At 70.1% G+C, this 15,921-nt stretch carries 18 protein-coding genes; 9 read left to right on the top strand and 9 right to left on the bottom strand.

All coding sequences use genetic code 11. The features are described 5' to 3' along the window. Nucleotides 1–96: 96 nt before the first annotated feature. The gene (locus ACZ7EG_RS17290; protein ID WP_471078675.1) at nucleotides 97–1,059 is read left to right on the top strand and encodes a LysR family transcriptional regulator; all 963 of its coding nucleotides are present in this window, start codon (nucleotides 97–99) and stop codon (nucleotides 1,057–1,059) included. On the opposite strand, the gene ACZ7EG_RS17285 is transcribed toward ACZ7EG_RS17290, so the two are convergent. Further along, the gene (locus tag ACZ7EG_RS17285; protein ID WP_471078672.1) at nucleotides 1,031–1,552 is read right to left on the bottom strand and encodes a GNAT family N-acetyltransferase; all 522 of its coding nucleotides are present in this window, start codon (nucleotides 1,550–1,552) and stop codon (nucleotides 1,031–1,033) included. The genes ACZ7EG_RS17290 and ACZ7EG_RS17285 overlap by 29 nt on opposite strands. 3 nt (nucleotides 1,553–1,555) lie before the next feature. Continuing rightward, the gene (mshD, locus tag ACZ7EG_RS17280; RefSeq protein ID WP_471078669.1) at nucleotides 1,556–2,482 is read right to left on the bottom strand and encodes a mycothiol synthase; all 927 of its coding nucleotides are present in this window, start codon (nucleotides 2,480–2,482) and stop codon (nucleotides 1,556–1,558) included. 146 nt (nucleotides 2,483–2,628) lie between these two features. Between mshD and ACZ7EG_RS17275 the strand changes: the two genes are divergently transcribed. From ACZ7EG_RS17275 to ACZ7EG_RS17260, 4 genes are all read left to right on the top strand, one after another. Further along, a complete protein-coding gene (locus ACZ7EG_RS17275) occupies nucleotides 2,629–4,452 on the top strand; it encodes a bifunctional metallophosphatase/5'-nucleotidase (RefSeq protein ID WP_471078666.1) in 1,824 nt (607 codons plus the stop codon). Between the two features lie 58 nt (nucleotides 4,453–4,510). Further along, complete coding sequence (locus ACZ7EG_RS17270; protein WP_471078663.1) at nucleotides 4,511–5,722, top strand: LmeA family phospholipid-binding protein; 1,212 nt, start codon at nucleotides 4,511–4,513, stop codon at nucleotides 5,720–5,722. 235 nt (nucleotides 5,723–5,957) lie between these two features. Beyond that, nucleotides 5,958–6,662, top strand: a complete 705-nt coding sequence (locus ACZ7EG_RS17265) for a hypothetical protein (RefSeq protein ID WP_471078660.1) — start codon at nucleotides 5,958–5,960, stop codon at nucleotides 6,660–6,662. Between the two features lie 139 nt (nucleotides 6,663–6,801). Further along, nucleotides 6,802–7,836: a glycoside hydrolase family 5 protein gene (locus tag ACZ7EG_RS17260; protein WP_471078657.1), complete on the top strand. Its 1,035-nt coding sequence runs from the start codon at nucleotides 6,802–6,804 to the stop codon at nucleotides 7,834–7,836. Between the two features lie 67 nt (nucleotides 7,837–7,903). Here the strand turns inward: ACZ7EG_RS17260 and ACZ7EG_RS17255 are convergent, their stop codons facing one another. From ACZ7EG_RS17255 to ACZ7EG_RS17240, 4 genes are all read right to left on the bottom strand, one after another. Beyond that, complete coding sequence (locus ACZ7EG_RS17255) at nucleotides 7,904–9,964, bottom strand: pectinesterase family protein (protein ID WP_471078654.1); 2,061 nt, start codon at nucleotides 9,962–9,964, stop codon at nucleotides 7,904–7,906. Between the two features lie 78 nt (nucleotides 9,965–10,042). Continuing rightward, a complete protein-coding gene (locus tag ACZ7EG_RS17250; protein ID WP_471078651.1) occupies nucleotides 10,043–10,891 on the bottom strand; it encodes a hypothetical protein in 849 nt (282 codons plus the stop codon). A gap of 124 nt (nucleotides 10,892–11,015) precedes the next feature. Next, a complete protein-coding gene (locus ACZ7EG_RS17245) occupies nucleotides 11,016–11,279 on the bottom strand; it encodes a hypothetical protein (RefSeq protein WP_471078649.1) in 264 nt (87 codons plus the stop codon). Next, entirely contained in the window at nucleotides 11,276–11,497 is a 222-nt protein-coding gene (locus ACZ7EG_RS17240; protein ID WP_471078646.1) for a hypothetical protein, read from the bottom strand. The genes ACZ7EG_RS17245 and ACZ7EG_RS17240 overlap by 4 nt, the downstream gene beginning before the upstream one ends. Before the next feature lie 137 nt (nucleotides 11,498–11,634). Here ACZ7EG_RS17240 and ACZ7EG_RS17235 point away from each other — a divergent pair, with 137 nt between their 5' ends. Genes ACZ7EG_RS17235 through ACZ7EG_RS17220 form a run of 4 tightly spaced genes read left to right on the top strand, consistent with a single transcriptional unit; the run spans nucleotide 11,635 to nucleotide 13,414 of the window. Beyond that, nucleotides 11,635–12,456, top strand: coding sequence for a helix-turn-helix domain-containing protein (locus tag ACZ7EG_RS17235; protein WP_471078643.1), 822 nt, complete (start codon nucleotides 11,635–11,637; stop codon nucleotides 12,454–12,456). Beyond that, nucleotides 12,453–12,674: a DUF397 domain-containing protein gene (locus ACZ7EG_RS17230; RefSeq protein WP_471078640.1), complete on the top strand. Its 222-nt coding sequence runs from the start codon at nucleotides 12,453–12,455 to the stop codon at nucleotides 12,672–12,674. The genes ACZ7EG_RS17235 and ACZ7EG_RS17230 overlap by 4 nt, the downstream gene beginning before the upstream one ends. A 57-nt stretch (nucleotides 12,675–12,731) precedes the next feature. After that, nucleotides 12,732–13,019: a hypothetical protein gene (locus tag ACZ7EG_RS17225; RefSeq protein ID WP_471078637.1), complete on the top strand. Its 288-nt coding sequence runs from the start codon at nucleotides 12,732–12,734 to the stop codon at nucleotides 13,017–13,019. After that, nucleotides 13,016–13,414 (top strand): PIN domain-containing protein, encoded by a 399-nt coding sequence (locus ACZ7EG_RS17220; RefSeq protein WP_471078634.1) that lies wholly within the window; start codon nucleotides 13,016–13,018, stop codon nucleotides 13,412–13,414. Before ACZ7EG_RS17225 ends, ACZ7EG_RS17220 begins: the two co-directional genes overlap by 4 nt. 24 nt (nucleotides 13,415–13,438) lie before the next feature. Here ACZ7EG_RS17220 and ACZ7EG_RS17215 read toward each other — a convergent pair whose 3' ends face one another. The 3 genes from ACZ7EG_RS17215 to ACZ7EG_RS17205 form a co-directional block, all read right to left on the bottom strand. After that, on the bottom strand, nucleotides 13,439–14,905 hold the full coding sequence (locus ACZ7EG_RS17215; RefSeq protein WP_471078631.1) for a sensor histidine kinase: 1,467 nt from the start codon (nucleotides 14,903–14,905) through the stop codon (nucleotides 13,439–13,441). Beyond that, complete coding sequence (locus ACZ7EG_RS17210) at nucleotides 14,902–15,639, bottom strand: response regulator transcription factor (RefSeq protein ID WP_471078628.1); 738 nt, start codon at nucleotides 15,637–15,639, stop codon at nucleotides 14,902–14,904. Before ACZ7EG_RS17210 ends, ACZ7EG_RS17215 begins: the two co-directional genes overlap by 4 nt. Before the next feature lie 87 nt (nucleotides 15,640–15,726). Further along, the gene (locus tag ACZ7EG_RS17205) at nucleotides 15,727–15,912 is read right to left on the bottom strand and encodes a hypothetical protein (protein ID WP_471078625.1); all 186 of its coding nucleotides are present in this window, start codon (nucleotides 15,910–15,912) and stop codon (nucleotides 15,727–15,729) included. Between the last annotated feature and the right edge of the window lie 9 nt (nucleotides 15,913–15,921).

Raw genomic sequence — 15,921 nt, 5'->3', positions numbered from 1 at the left:
ACATCCAGTGGTTGTGCACCGGACCGCATTCCGCCTCAGGAGCCGAACCTTCCGAGCTGTCCGACAACCACATGGTGTGTGGCTAGGCTGCCCCTCGTGGACCTCAAAGCCGTACGCGCCTTCGTCGCGATCGCCGACTCCGGGCAGTTCCAGAAGGCCGCCGTGGACCTGGCCCTCACCCAGCAGGCCGTGTCCAAGCGGATCGCGGCGCTGGAGAAGGACCTCGGGGTGCGGCTGCTGGTCCGGACGCCGCGCGGGGCGGAGCTCACCATCGACGGGCAGGCCCTGCTGCCGCACGCCCGGATCCTGCTCCAGGCCGAGGAACGGGCGACGGCCGCCGTACGGCCCGGGGACCGGGCGCTGCGGGTGGACGTCGTGGGACGCCGGGCCGCCACCGGCGGGCTGGTGCAGGAATTCCACCGGGCACACGCGGAGATCGCGCTGGACGTCGTCACGCTCTTCGACGTGGACACGGCCGTGGCCGCCGTGCGGGACGGGGCCCTCGACGCCACCTTCCGTGCCGTCACCATGCCCGGACACCGGCTCCCCGACGGCATCGCCGCCCTCCCGGTCCTCGACGAGCCGATGCACCTGTGCGTCGGCCCCGACCACCCGTTCGCCCGGGCCCCCTGGGTGACACCGGCGCAACTGGCCGGGCACCGGATCTGGATGCCGGGCAACGTGCCCGGGACCGAGTGGCACGCCTACTACGAGGCGCTCGCCGCCGAGTTCGGACCGGTCATCGACACCATCGGGCCCAACTTCGGCCTCGAAGCGCTCCTCGACACCATCGCCGGCTCCCCGACCGTGGCGACCTTCCTCAGCGAACGCACCCCGCACGTCTGGCCCGTGGGCCACGACCTGCGGCTCGTCCCCCTGCGCAACCCGGTCCCGGTCTATCCGCACTGCCTGCTCTGGCGCACGGACCACCCGCATCCCGGCCTGACGGCACTGCGCGAGCACCTGACGGCGACCCGGCCGCGGCCGCCCGAGGGCGAGCTCTGGCGGCCGTCGTGGGCGGAGCCGCCGCCTACTCGAGCCGCTTCTCCAGCAGCGTGAAGGACTTGGGCGGCCCGCCCGGCTGCGGCTTGCCCTCCTTCCGGCCCACGACCCGGTAACCGGCCGCCTGGTAGTACGCGCTGAGCCGGGTGTTCGTGGCCAGGCAGTCCAGGCGCACGGAGGTGCGCCCCGACTCGGCCACGCGGCGTTCCGCGGCCGTCAGCAGCAGCCGCCCCGTCCCCGGCGCGGCGGCGGACCGGTCCACCATCAGCCGGTGCACGTACCCGGCCACGGGCGGCTGCGCACCCCAGGCGTCCTCGTCCTCCCACCACAGCTCCCAGGCACCGACCGGGCGCCCCGCGGCCTCCGCCAGCCAGATCTCGCCCCGCGTCATGATCCGGCGGAAATGCTCCTCGTCCAGCTCACCCGGCCGCCATTGGCCGGTGATGCCACGGGCCAGCATCCAGCGGGCGGCGTCGTCCCGCAGGCGCACGAGCGCGGCCAGATCGGCTTCGGCGGCCGGGCGGACGTCGAGGTCCCGCGTCGAGGGCAACGCTCAGGTCTCCGTCCGGTACATCAGGTCCACCTCGTGCGTGGTGAACCCCAGCCGCTCGTACACCGACACCGCCGCCTTGTTGTCGGCGTCGACGTACAGCATCGCCGTCGGCACCCCCTGCCCCGCCAGGTGCCGCAGCCCGATCGTGGTCAGGGACTTGCCGAGGCCGCCGCCCTGCGCGCCGGGGCCGACGCCGAGGACGTACACCTCGCCCAGGCCCTCCTCGGCGTGCACCTTGGTCCAGTGGAAGCCGACGAGTTCGTCGCCGCGGAAGGCGAGGAAGAAGCCCTCGGGGTCGAACCACGGCTCGGCCTTGCGGTCGTCGAGGTCGCGCTGGGTGAGGGAGCCCTGCTCGGGGTGGTGGGCGAAGGCGGCGGCGTTCACCGCGAGCCAGGCCGCGTCGTCCTTGCCGGGGACGAAGGAGCGGACCGTCACGCCCTCGGGGAGCACCGGCTCGGGCGCGTCGAAGTCGGTCAACGGCCGGCGCATCTGGCGCAGTTCACGGAAGAGCGTGAGGCCGAGGACCTGCGCGAGGTGCCGGGCCGCGGAGTGCCCGCCGTGCGCCCACACCCGCAGCCGCTTGCCGGAGGCCGCCAGCAGCGCCGAGCCGAGCGCCCGCCCGTGTCCGTGCCCGCGGTGCCCGGGGTGCACGACCAGCTCGGCGGCCGGCGGCTCCACCAGGTCCGTGTCCTCCAGCTGGGCATAGCCGACAAGTTCCCCGCCGGCGGTCAGCAGCAGATGGGACACGCCCTCCCGCTCCCCGCCGCGCAACTGCAACCGGCCCTGTTCGGACACCGCCTGCTGCCCGTCGGTCCGGGCCGCCTCGTCGAGCAGTCCGAGCACGGCCTCGGTCTGCTCCGCGGAGAGCGCGGCAAGGGTCTCGATCGAGCGGGGGCGGCCCGGCCTTACGGTGTCGTCGCTGGTCATGCGTACGAGGGTACGGGGCACCACCGGCAAATCGGCGGCAAAGAAGCAACCAGGCCGTAACCATGAAACACCTGTTGCGCTACGCGCGTTGACTCTAGGCTGCGCCGGACGACATCACTGTCCCAGCAGACCTACAGGGGGGGCGTATGCCAGCCACTTCACCGGCGCACCCGGACCGCCGCAGACGTCGTACGAACCGTTTCGCCGCTCTCGCCGCCGGTGTCGTCACCGTCGGCGCGCTGGCCGCGGCCGGGCTGCCGGGCTCGGCTTCCGCCGGGGAGGAGCACGGCGAGGGCGGGTACGGCCACGGGCACGGCCGCTACCAGGACGTCCAGTTGCTGTCCTTCAACGACCTGCACGGCAACCTGGAGCCGCCCGCCGGTTCCTCCGGCCGGGTCACCGAGACGCAGCCCGACGGGACGACGAAGACCATCGACGCCGGTGGTGTCGAGTACCTCGCCACGCACCTGCGGCAGGCCCGCAAGGGCGAGAAGTACTCCATCACGGCGGCCGGCGGCGACATGGTCGGCGCCTCCCCGCTGCTCTCCGGGCTGTTCCACGACGAGCCGACCATCGAGGCGCTGAACAAGCTCGACCTCGACGTCACCTCCGTCGGCAACCACGAGTTCGACGAGGGCGCCAAGGAGCTGGGCCGTCTGCAGAACGGCGGCTGCCACCCGAAGGACGGCTGCTACTCGGACCAGAAGTTCGAGGGCGCCGACTTCCCCTACCTGGCGGCCAACGTCCTCGACGAGAAGACGAAGAAGCCGATCCTCAAGCCCTACTGGGTGTGGAAGAAGAACGGCGTCAAGGTCGGCTTCATCGGCGTCACCCTGGAGGGCACCCCGGACATCGTCTCCGCCGAGGGCGTCAAGGGCCTGTCCTTCAAGGACGAGGTCGAGACGATCAACAAGTACGCCAAGGTGCTCCAGAAGCAGGGCGTGAAGTCGATCGTCGCGCTCATCCACGAGGGCGGCTTCCCGGCGTCGACGTCGTACAACTACGACTGTGACTCCCCGGGCGCGGGCGACGGCGTGTCCGGCCCGATCGTCGACATCGCCAAGAACGTCACGCCGCAGGTGGACGCGCTGGTCACCGGCCACACCCACAGCGCGTACGTGTGCAGCATCGCCGACCCGGCGGGCAAGCCCCGCATGGTCACCTCGGCCGCGTCCTTCGGGCGCCTCTACACCGACACCACGCTGACCTACGACCGCAGGACCGGCGACATCGCCCGTACGGCGGTGAAGTCCGCTAACCGCGTGGTCACCCGGGACGTCCCCAAGGCGCCCGACATGACCGAGCTGATCAGCAAGTGGAACACGCTGGCCGCGCCCATCGGCAACCGTGCGATCGGCTGGATCTCCGGCGACATCGGCAACACCGGTACCGAGTCCCCGCTCGGCGACCTCATCGCCGACGCCCAGCTCGCCCACGGCAAGCAGCTCGACCCGGAGACCGACCTGGCGCTGATGAACCCGGGCGGTATCCGCGCACCGCTGACCTACGTGGCCAAGGGCGCCGAGGGCGACGGTGTCGTCACCTACGCGGAGGGCTTCACGGTCCAGCCGTTCGCGAACACCGTGAACCTCCAGGACTTCACCGGCGCGCAGGTCATCCAGGCGCTCAAGGAGCAGGTGTCCGGCCCGAACACGGCGGCCCCGAAGATCCTCCAGATCTCGTCCGGCCTGACCTACACGCTGGACCTCACCAAGTCCGGCGCCGACCGGGTGGTCACGGACAGCATCAAGCTGAACGGCTCGGCCATCGACCCGTCGGCCACCTACCGCGTCGCGACGAACAGCTTCCTCGCGGGCGGCGGTGACGGCTTCCCGACCCTCGGCCAGGGCACGAACGACGTCGTCGGCGCCGACGACCTGACCGCGCTGGAGCAGTACCTGACGGCCAACTCCTCGGCCTCGAACCCGATCGCCCCGCCGAAGGCGGACCGCATCACGATCGTGAAGTAAGTCGCATACCGGGGGTTCAAGTTGCGGGTGGGGGCGGTGCGCATGATCGGATGGATCGATGCGTACCCCCCACCACCTCGATGCGCATCCCCGTCCGAACCCGTACGAGGAGCTCGCCGCCCTCGATGACGGGCCTCTGGAGGAAACCCCTCTGGAGGAGTTCCTCCCGGAGGAAAGCAATGCGGGCGCCGAGGACGCCTGGGCCCCGCCGGACCATCGCCGCGGCGGCAAGCGGCGTCGGAAGAATCGTTTCGCTGGCTTGCCGTTCGCGGTGAAGGCCGTCGTCGGCCTGGTCGTCCTCGCCTCGTTCGCCGCCCTCGGCGATCGCTGGGCGGTGCTGTACGCCGAGCACCGGGCCGCCGACACCCTCAAGGACCGTCTCGACCTGGCCGCCGCGCCCGAGGTGGAGATCGGCGGCTTCCCCTTCCTCACCCAGCTCGCCGACAAGCGGCTGGAGTCGGTGAGGCTGACCGTCCCGGACGTCGCCGCCGACCGCGTCTCGCTCGCGAAGGTGTCGGCCACGGCCCATGACGTACGGCTCAAGGCCGACGGGCTGACGTCCGTGCGCGGCGCCGACGTCCCCCGGTTCGACGGGGACGTCATGCTGTCCTTCGAGGACCTCAACCGCGAACTCGGAGCCTCCCAGGTGACGTTCACCGGCGAGGGCCGGGACCGGGTACGGGCACGCGGCACCCTGCCGGTCGCCGGGCACCACCTGAAGCTGCGGGCCGAGGCCCGGATCCAGCGGCAGGGCGAGCGGGGCATCGCCACCGAGATCGGCGGCATGCGCCTGGACATCGGGGACCTGGCGACCTACCGCCCCGGCAAGCGCGCCTCGGAAGGGCTGCACCTGACGCCCGAGGCGTCCGCGGATCTGGCCCGGGAGACCCGGAAGGCCAAGGCGCTGCTGTCGGTCCCGGCCATCGTGCAGCGGATGGGCGTGCCCGAGACGACCGTGAACCAGGCCCTGGCCGACGACGGCAAGCTCGCCGAGCTGACCGGCTCCCCGCGCTTCGCCCGCCAGGCCGAGCGCCTGAACCTCATCGACCTCGCCCTGGACAACCCCGACGTGCTCAAGAGCCTCGGCCTCGACCCCGGTCTCCTCGGGGAGTTGTCGCGCCTGACCCGCCCGGTGCTGGCCGACCGGCTCGCGCTGGCCTTCGAACTGCCGAAGCCGGAGCAGGGGGACGTGAAGCTGGAGGACGTACGGGTGGAGGAGGACGGCATCCGGGTGCGGCTGTCGGGCTCGGGGCTGACGGTGGGCGGCTGAGCCGCACCGGCTCCGGGGGCTTTTCGCGCAGGGGAGTGTGCCCGGAAGTCTGGCCCGCTTGCGCTGTCCGCGCCCCGTGATCCCTCGGAGACTGGGCCGGGCGCACCGGACCGAGACGAGGATGATGCGGATGCACAGGCACGGTAGGTCTCCGGAACCTGAGGCGGACGCACGGGACGGGCACCCCCACCGGCCCGTGCTCCGACCGCACGAGGACGGTCCCCAAGGGGCCCGGATGGCGGCCGGCGGCCAGATGACACCCGACGCGGCCCTGTCCCTCCAGCGCACCGCCGGGAACGCCGCGTTCGTGGCCGTGCAGCGCATGCCCCAGCAGGACAACGGCGAAGGCCCGGCCGAGGAGAAGCCCATGGACGGGCTGAGCCGACTGCGGCGGGCCCACGCCCGGGCCGAGAAGCGCGGTCAGGCAGCGGTCACCTACGGACCCGGTCAGAGCCCCTTCGGTCCGTACACGGTGAACAAGGGCCGGGGCGCCGGCCCGTACATCACCTCGAACAAGAAGACCCAGTACCCGGGGAGCGAGGACCTCGGGACCACGTACAAGGAGCTGGTCCAGGCGCTGGACGCCGAGCACGAGCCCATGGTGGCGGCCGCCGCGCGCGGCGAGGCGCTGGACGAGGAACTCCTCGCCGGCATGAGCGTCACGCAGAAGCGGGCCGCCGCCATGCTCTACGGGATCATGAAGGAGTCCGAGGAGCGCAGGTTCCCGGGGGCCGGCAAGGCCATGCGAGGCGCCCTGACGAAACAGGGCGACGCCTACCACGAGGCGGAGGAGTTCGACGAGGACTTCCCGATGGCCAAGGAGAAGGGCGCGCAGTACTACCGGGACGTGCTGGCGGGCAAGAAGCAGCTCTCGGACAAGGCCCGCAAGAACCTGGAGGACATGTCGTCGTCGTCCTCGGACGGGGAGAAGTCCTCCTGAACGGCCCGCTCCAGGGCCGTGGGTGAAACTTTGTGTGCAGATGTGTTGACCTCTGTTCGAGTTCCCTTCTAGTTTCGTGCTCCACTGAGCGGTCCCGTTGTGGGCTGCTCACCCTTGCACCTGCTCAGAAGGGGATGTCGTGTCACGAAAGAACCACCGCGGGACAGCTTGCGTGGGGGCGCTGCTGGCCTGCGTCACGGCATTCGGTGGAGCGCTCGCCTCCCCCGCGGCCGCCTCTCCCGCCCACCGTCCCGCCACCCCGCCGCCCGTCAGCGACTTCAAGGGCGTCAACTGGGCCGACCCGCGCGACAACTACGCCGACGACGCGGTCGTGCCCTCGGGCCTGTCCACCTCCGACAGCTACGCCACCACCTACGCAAAGTCCAAGGCGATCATCGGCGGGTTCTCCGGGCTCGGCGCCAACACGGTCCGCCTCCCGGTCAACCCGACCTCGGTCAACGGCCCGTTCTGGAAGTCGTACCGGGGCGCGATCGACGCCGCCACCGCCAAGGGCTTCAAGGTCATCCTGGGTTACTGGGAGGCCGACAACGCCAAGGACGGCAAGATCGACGACCAGGCGTCGTGGGACCGGATGTGGGCGCGGATCACCTCCGCCTACGCCGGCAACTCCAAGGTGTACTTCGAGCCGATGAACGAGCCGTTCGGCTACACCGCCCAGGAGTGGACGGACATCGCGGCGAAGTGGGTGAGCACCCACCGCTTCATACCCCGCGACCGGGTCCTGATCGGCGGGTACAAGTACAGCGAGGACGTCAAGCCCGTGTGCGCCGACCCGCGCCTGAAGGGCACGCGCCTGGCCCTGCACAACTACGGCTTCTGGCACACCGACTGGACCAGCGTCGACCAGTGGAAGGCCGACTTCAAGGCCCGCATCGGCGACTGCGCCTCCCGCACGATCCTCGACGAGTTCGGCGCCTCGATGACCACCGGCCTGGACTACAACGGCCCGGTGGGCACCTCCAACGAGATCGCCTACATCCAGGCCGCGACCGACACCATCCGGGAGCTGGGCCTCGGCTCGGTCTACTGGCCGGGCCTGCGCAACGGTGACACCTACTCCCTCACCACGCTCCAGGGCACGGGCACGAACCTCAGCCTGACGGTGAACAACCAGAGCGGCCTGGACCGGCTGCACTATGCCTGGAAGCGGTAACCATCCCTGAAGTGGTGGCCCTTCCGGGTCCGGCGCCGCTCGTCAGCCGGACCCGGAAGGGAGCCGTTCAGGACGCCGAAGGCGTCCAGTCCGCGAGCCAGTCCGCGACCTCCTGGTTCGCGGCCTGCGCGTCGCTCAGATGGGGCCGGTTCGTGCTCGCCGGGCCCGCCCCGGCGCCGTAGTTGCCGTACTCGGCGAACCGGTCGTCCTTCCACGAGAAGCCGCTCATGTCGGTCCACGGGGTCGACTTGATCGCGTTGCTCAGGTTGGTGTTGCGGACGGTGGTCTGCGGATCGAGGGACGCGTCCCCGCCCGCGTGCCAGGGCCGGCCGAGGTAGAAGCTCCCGGCCGAGACGTCGCCGTTCACCGTGGAGTTGGCGATCAGGATGCCCTTGCGGTTCGCCGCGGTGCTCGGCGCGGTGACGTACCCGGCCGAGGTTCCGTCCCAGCGCTTCTTCAGCGTGATGACGGACCGGTCGACGACGGCCGTGGCCCGGCCGAAGATGAAGTCGACGTTGCCGATCACGTAGGAGTTGCTGACGTAGACCCGGCCCAGCCGGTCCTTCGACGCGGTGTCGAGCAGCAGCGTGTCCTGGTCCCCGCTGACGATGATCCCGTCCAGGAACACCTTGTCGGCCGCGGTCCGCAGCGCGACGGCCTGATGCCCGCTGAGGTTCTGGTTGGCCTTCTCGTCGAAGTCGTTGGAGATGGTCAGGTTGCGCGCATGGAAGTCGTCCGCCTCGACGGCGACGGTGGCGCTGCCGCCGGTGCCGTAGGTCCCGCCGCCGGGCTTCGGCGTGCCCGACGCGTTGTTGTAGACGATCGTGGTGTCCTTGCGGCTGCCGCCGGTGCCCTGGATGGTGACGTGCGGCTTGTTGGACGGCACCTTCACCAGTTCCCGGTACGTCCCCGGCTTCACGGCGATGACCACGCGCGAGGGGTTGTTCGCCGGTACGGCGTTCACGGCGGCCTGCACGGTGCGGTACTGGCCGCTGCCGTCCTGGGCGACGGTGAGGGTGGTGGCGGCCGCGGCCTTGGCGGCGGCGGTCGTGCCGATGGAGGCGCGGGGCCCGGCACCGGCCTTGAGGACCGACGGGAGGTCGGTGGCCTTGTCGAGGCTGTAGGGGTAGTACGCCTTCGGGTCGAAGGCACTCCCCCCGCTCTCGTTGCGCCCGCTGGTGCCGGAGAAGGAGTTGCCGCGCTGGACTATGGCGGCACCGCTGTCCTTGATGACGGGGTTGTTGACGCCCTGGAAGAGGGAGTTCTCCAGGACCATCTTCGTGCCGCCGCGCGAGTAGTTCCCGTACGCCGACTTGATGGCGGTGCCCGGGGCGTCCTCCAGGAAGTTGTTGTAGAGGTGCGCGTGGGCGGCGTTGTCGGTGGAAGGGTTGCGCTGCTCGGTCTCGCGGATCCAGTTGTGGTGGATCGTGATGTCGGTCCTGACGTTCTCGGTCCATCCGATACCGAAGGTCTTGTTGTTGTCGCTCAGCTTGTTCCAGGAGACGGTGACGTTCGTCGAGTCCTTGCGGACGTCGATGAGCCCGTCCGCCATGTGCCGCAGATCGTTGTGGTCGATCCACACGTGATGGGCGCCGTCCATCTGGATCGCGTCGAAGTCGTGGTCCTTGTCGTTCCAGATGCCCTGGTACGCGTCCCGGATGGTCAGGTTCCGGATGATCACGTTGTGCACGCCCTGGCCGAGGAAGAACCCACCGCCGACGATGTGCCCGGCGGTCCCCCGGCCCACGATGGTCTTGTCGGACTGCACCTTGATCTCTTTGCCGACCGGGTTCATGTTGATGGTCCCGGCGACGACGATGACGTACGGCTGGGTCGCCGTGGCGTACTTCTCCAGCTCGGCCTGCGTCGTCACGGTGACGACCTGGCCGCCCCGCCCGCCGTACGTCCCGTTCTGCCCCAGGGAGTTGACGGAGGCGAACCCGTCAGCGATGTCCGCGGCCCAGGCGGGGGCGGCGGCGGAGGCCTCCTGGACACTGCTGCCCAGGATGCCGAGGTCGGTGCCGTAGGTGAAGGTACCGGCGGCGGTCAGGGCCAGGGGGACCCCGACCGCCAGGGCGGTGCGGCTTCTGCGACGACGGTGCTGGGCCTTGCTGCGCGGCTCACTCATACGGCGATCCGTTCCGTGTGGGGGAATGACCGCTGATCAGTCGCCGCCCCACACGGAAAGGTTGCCGGGGTATCTGCCCTACTCGGTGCAGGACTTGGGGTCGAGCTTCTCCTCGATCTTGTCCTCGCGTCCGTCGGGCTGGCCGCTCGGGAGGAGCTTGTCGGAGATGCCGTCGATGTAATACCCGTGCGAGTAGATGGTCTGGTAGCCCCGGTCACGCCAGCTGTGCACGGTCCGGTCGCCGTCGCCCTTGTTCCACTCGTAGTCCTCGACGTGGAAGACCGGGTTCACGCGCACCACGCGCTGGTACGGCGTCCAGGTCACGGCGACCTGCCTGCAGGGCGGAATCGTCTTCTCGCTCCGGGTCTCGAACCTGGACTCCTTCTCCCAGCCCCACTCGTAGCCGGCGCTGCCGCCCACGGTTCCGCTGAAGATGCTCTTGGCGAGGGAGAGGCTGATGGAACCGCCGACGCTCTTCTTCGCGAACGTCTTGGTGCTGTAGCTGCTGACGAAGGTCTCCTTGTCGTCGGCGGACCCCTTGTTCCCGATCCAGCGGGACGTGCGGACGGTGTCGCCCTTGATCGACCAGGTCGAGGCCTCGGCGTATCCGCACCAGCCGCGGAACAGCTCCCACGGCCCGGCCGGCTTCCACAGCCCGAAGACGTCCCGCAGGTACTCGTCCCGGGTCTTGAACTCACCGGTGTCGACGTTCAGGGCGCCGTACACGCCCGTCAGGCTCGTCTCCTGGCCGCAGAGCCGCTCGATCATCCGGTCGGTGTCCCCGGGGTCGACGCCCCGGATGTTGGTCGCCCCGGCGGGCCCGGCCGAGGCGGTCCCCGCGCCGGCCAGCAGACCGGTCACGGCGAGGGCGGTGGAGGCGGCAACTATGCCGATTTTCCTGACAGTTGACGTGCGAATGAGACGCATGTGGGGGGCTCACTCCTGCTTGTCGTTCTGTGACGGCGATGAAGATGTCAGAACAGCGGCAGGAGTTTGCGCTACTGATGGGTATGACAGGACATCGACAGGTGCGCGGGGTGTATGTCCTGCCTTATCGGGTGTCGCCGCCGCGACTGACAGCGATCCGCAGCACGTCGCCCAGGGCCTCCACGGTCCGTGTCAACGCGAACCGCACGGCGCGTTCACCGGCCTTGGGGTCGTGCAGTACGGCTCTGGCGCCGGCGAGCACGGTTTCGGCGGACGCGAGCTGAGCGGCCTCGACGTCGTCGGCGAGCCGCGAGAGCAGGCTGTCGGGGTCGTCGGTGGACAGGTAGCAGGGCTTGCCCTCGGCCCCGGTCCAGGGGAGCAGCCTCATGCGTAGACCTCCAGGGTGCGGAGGTAGGGCCGGACGAGGGGGGTGTCCAAGTGAAGGGGCTCCACGTGGAGGGGGCGAGGGCGGTGCGTGGGCGGGGGCAACGGCCGTGGCAGGGCGGGTGCGACGGCTCGATGCCGCCCTCGGGCGGGCAGCAGGAGTCGTACGAGGGTGAGGAGCAGCGACTCGCAGAGTTCGGCGGCGCGCAGGCGTAGGCGCATGGGGGTCCCTTCCGGGAGGCAGGCAGGGGGGTTGACGAGCGGTGATCACCGTTCGTGCCTCCATGGTTACGGCTCGCGCGTACGCTGCGGAAGGGGCCAGGTGTTGCCTGGCGCTCCAGGCAACGGTGAGGGGTGACGTGGGCGAAGTGGTTGACGGAGGACGGGCCGTTCTGGGGCGGACGCTGAGGTTTCTGCGGGAGAAGGAAGGCAAGTCGCTGGGGCAGTTGGCCGAGGCCACTGGCTACGACAAGAGCTACTTGAGCCGCCTGGAGTCGGGCGAGCGACTGTCCAAGCTGGCCGTCATGGAGGACCTGGACAGCTACTACGGGTGTGGTGACCTGCTGGTTCGCGAGTGGCGGAACGCGCGCAGGGAGGTCATCAAGGACAAGTACAAGGCGTTCATGGACCTGGAGGCGACGGCGCGGATCATGTGGATGTTCCAGCTGCGCGTGCCGGGTCTCTTGCAGACCGAGGACTACGCACGAGCGGTGTTGTCAGGGTTGTCTGGCGCCCAGACAACGGCAGGCAACAGTGAAGAAGTCGAGGAACAGGTGGCTGCGCGGGTGGGGCGGCAGGAACTGCTCTACCGTGAGTCGGCGCCGGACGTACGCGTGATCCTTGACGAGGTCGCTCTGCGACGGCCTGTCCCTGACACGAAGGTGTGGGCGGAGCAGTTGTCTCACCTCCTGGATGCGGCCGAGTCGCCGAATATCGCGATCCAGATACTGCCCTTCGCGGCCGGGGTGCATGACCTCATGGACAGCCACCTCTGGCTCTTCTGGCAGCGCGCTGGTGATCCAGTCGCCTGGACAGAGGGCAATGGCTTTGGTGAATTGATCACGGAAGCGGACAAGGTCCTGCGCTTCCGTTTGTCCTACGATCGCGTCAGGGACGCGGCGCTGACTCCCATGGAGTCGACGGCGTTCATCAAGCGCCTTCTAGAGGAGTGCAGAGAATGAACCGAGCCCCTGACCTCGCCGCCGCCGCGTGGCGCAAGTCGTCCTACAGCGACGGGGGTGGCACAAACTGCCTTGAGGTCGCCGACAACTGCCCCGACATGGTCCCGGTCCGAGACAGCAAGCTCCCGCACAGCCCCATACTCGTGTTCGGCGCAGGCTCCTGGGGGATGTTCCTGGCCGGCGTCAAGGCTGAGGGGTCGGCCCGCAGTCGCGGGTGAAAAACGGGAGCAAGCCGACCCCCCCCTAGGGGGTTGTGGTGCGGCTATGGTGAGACTATGGCAGAGACCACGACGATCCAGGTGTCACGGCAGGCACGCGACCATCTCGCTCAGGTCGCGAAAGAACGTGGGGTGACCCTGGGGCAGCTCGTCGAGCAGCTCGCCCTTGAGCAGCCCACGGCCGAGCAGGTCGCCGAGCGGATCGCCGCGGACCGCCGCGTCGTGCGGGAGACGATCGGCGTGGACATCAGCGATGTCGAGTTCGACGAGGCGCCTGACATCCTCGGCAACATCTACCGCATCGCCGCGGAGAAGGTCCGTGCGGCGCGGGGTGCCTCCGCGTGATCATTCTGGACACCGGCGCCACCCTGGCTCTCGCGCAGGGGCACAAGACGCTGAACCTCCTCGCCGGGAACATGGCACGCACCCCTGGCGACCTCCTGCGGATCCCCGCCCTGTGCCTCATGCAGGCGGAGTCGCAGGACGAGGGAGCTGCACAGCGAGTACTCGACTTCTCGTCGGTCGTGGTCGACAGCCTCAACACGGCCGCCTCCGTCACGGTCGGCACCTTGATCCGGGACGGTTACGGCGGCCCGGACAACTGCCACGCTCTGTACTGCGCACTGCCGCGTGCTGAATTCACAGGGATGTCGATTCTGCTCACGGACCGCGAACGGCAGTACCCACCCGGCGTGGTCACTGTCGACATCGACTCACCAGGCATGCTCGGCTTCCACTGAGCCCGGTTGGGGCCGCCCGCTCCGTCAGGCCGAGGGCAGATCCTCCGGCGGAGGCACCGCCGCCCCCGGCAGCCGTACCGTCGCCACCGTGCCACCGTCCTCGGCGTGGGACAACGACACCTCACCGCCGGCCTGCTGCACCGTACGCGCCACGATCGACAGGCCCAGGCCCGAGCCCGGCAGGGCCCGCGCGCCGGGGGAGCGCCAGAAGCGGTCGAAGACGTAGGGGAGTTCGTCGGCGGGGATGCCCGGGCCGTGGTCGCGGACCGTGAGGACGCCCTCGGTCAGGCGGACCTCGATCAGGCCGCCCTCCGGGCTGAACTTCACCGCGTTGTCCAGGATGTTGACCACCGCCCGCTCCAGGGCGGAGGGCTCCGCACGGACGAACCAGGGCTCGACGTCCGCCGTGATCGTCAGCTCGGGGCCGCGCAGCCGCGCCCGCCGTAGCGCCGACTCGACGGTGTCGTGCCAGGCCACGATCTGGGTCCGGTCCGAGTGCTGCCCCGGGTCCGGGCGGGACAGTTCCTGAAGGTCGCCGATGAGCGTGGCGAGTTCCGTCATCTGGGCCTTCACCGACGCGAGCAGCGCCTTGCGGTCCGCCTCGGGGATGGGGCGGCCCGTCTCCTCGCTGCGGGTGAGGAGTTCGATGTTGGTGCGGAGGGAGGTGAGCGGCGTGCGCAGTTCGTGGCCGGCGTCCGCGATCAGCTGCTGCTGGAGGTCACGGGAGCTGGCCAGGGCCGAGGTCATGGAGTTGAAGGAGTGGGACAGGCGGGCGACCTCGTCCTCGCTGTCGTCCTCCACGGGGATGCGGATGTTCAGGTCCTCCGTGCGGGCCACGTGCTCGACGGCCTCGGTCAGCTTGTCGACGGGGCGCAGCCCGGCCCGGGCGACGGCCAGGCCGGCGGCTCCGGCGCCGATGACCCCCACGCCGGAGACCAGGAGGAGGATCAGCGCCAGTTCGTTGAGCGTGGACTGCGTTCCCTTGAGCGGCAGGGCGATGACGAGGGAGTGGTCGGCGGCCACGCCCACGGGCAGGCGCCCGTTCTTGATGACGACCGCCGTCGTCAGGACGCGCAGCTTGTTGCCGTGTTCGTCCGTGCCGTCGCGGATGTGGCCCTGGTTCGGGTCGGGATCCTTCGCCACGGCCTTGTCGTCGCTGCTGACCTGCACCTGTGCCGTGGAACTCGGGAAGAGGCACAGCTTGCCGTCGACCCGGACCAACTGCCCGTAGATCTTGGGCCGCGATGCCATGCCCAGCTCGTCGGAAGGCGTCTGACGGCAGGCGTTCGTGAGTTCCTGGTAGTCGTCCAGCTGAAGCGGCCCGGCCGAGGACCTCAGGTCGTTGTCGATCTCGTCGTACAGCTTCCCCTGCACGATGAACCAGCACGTCACCGACACCGCCGCCACCGCGAACGCCACCGCCGCCGCCACCAGCAGCGCCAGCCGTGACCGGATGGGCAGCGTGCGGAATCGCCGTACGACCTTGCTCACTCGGCGCCGCCCTGCCGCAGTACGTAACCGACCCCCCGCACCGTGTGGACCAGGCGCGGCTCCCCGCCCGCCTCGGTCTTGCGGCGCAGGTACATCACGTACACGTCGAGGGAGTTCGACGACGGCTCGAAGTCGAAGCCCCAGACGGCCTTGAGGATCTGCTCGCGGGTGAGGACCTGGCGCGGGTGCGCCATGAACATCTCCAGGAGGGTGAACTCCGTGCGGGTCAGCTCCACTTGGCGCCCGCCCCGGGTGACCTCCCGCGTCGAGAGGTCCATGCGCAGGTCGGCGAAGGTGAGGGCGTCCTCGTCGGCCGCGCCGGCCGCCCCCACGGCCGCCGCGTAGGTGCTGCGGCGCAGCAGCGCGCGGATGCGGGCGAAGAGTTCGTCCAGTTCGAACGGCTTGACCAGGTAGTCGTCGGCGCCCGCGTCGAGGCCGGTGACGCGGTCGCCGACCGTGTCCCGGGCCGTGAGCATCAGGATCGGCGTGGTGTCGCCGGCGGCGCGGATGCGGCGGGCCGCCGTCAGGCCGTCCATGCGCGGCATCTGGATGTCGAGGACGACCAGGTCGGGCCGGTAGGCCGCGGCCTTGTCCAGCGCGTCCGCGCCGTCGACGGCGACCTCGGTCCCGTACCCCTCGAACGCGAGGCTGCGCTGGAGCGCTTCGCGTACGGCCGGCTCGTCGTCGACGATCAGGATGCGCTGCGGGTCACGGTCGCCGTCTGCGGGGCTCATGGGTCGGAGGTCCTCGGGGGTGAAGGGGAACGGGGGTGCTCTGACGCTCTCAGCGTCGCACGGCGGCGGGCGGTGCCGGGAGGAGCGTCAGCCCCGTGCCGCGCGGCGTCGGGCGCGCGCCGGCCGGCTCGCCCCACGGGCCGGCGTGGCTGCCGTCGGCGCCACCTCCGGCGCCCGGCCCGCCGGTGCGTGCAGGTCGTGCGCCACCGCCAGGGCCAGTCCGACGCCCGCCGGGTCACCGCCCGGCTGCGCGTGTGCGATCTGCTGGATCATCGCCGTACT

This window comes from Streptomyces sp. NPDC037100, from assembly GCF_055606225.1.
The sequence above is the reverse complement of the archived record's forward strand: the minus strand, read 5'-3'. Positions and strand labels throughout refer to the sequence as shown.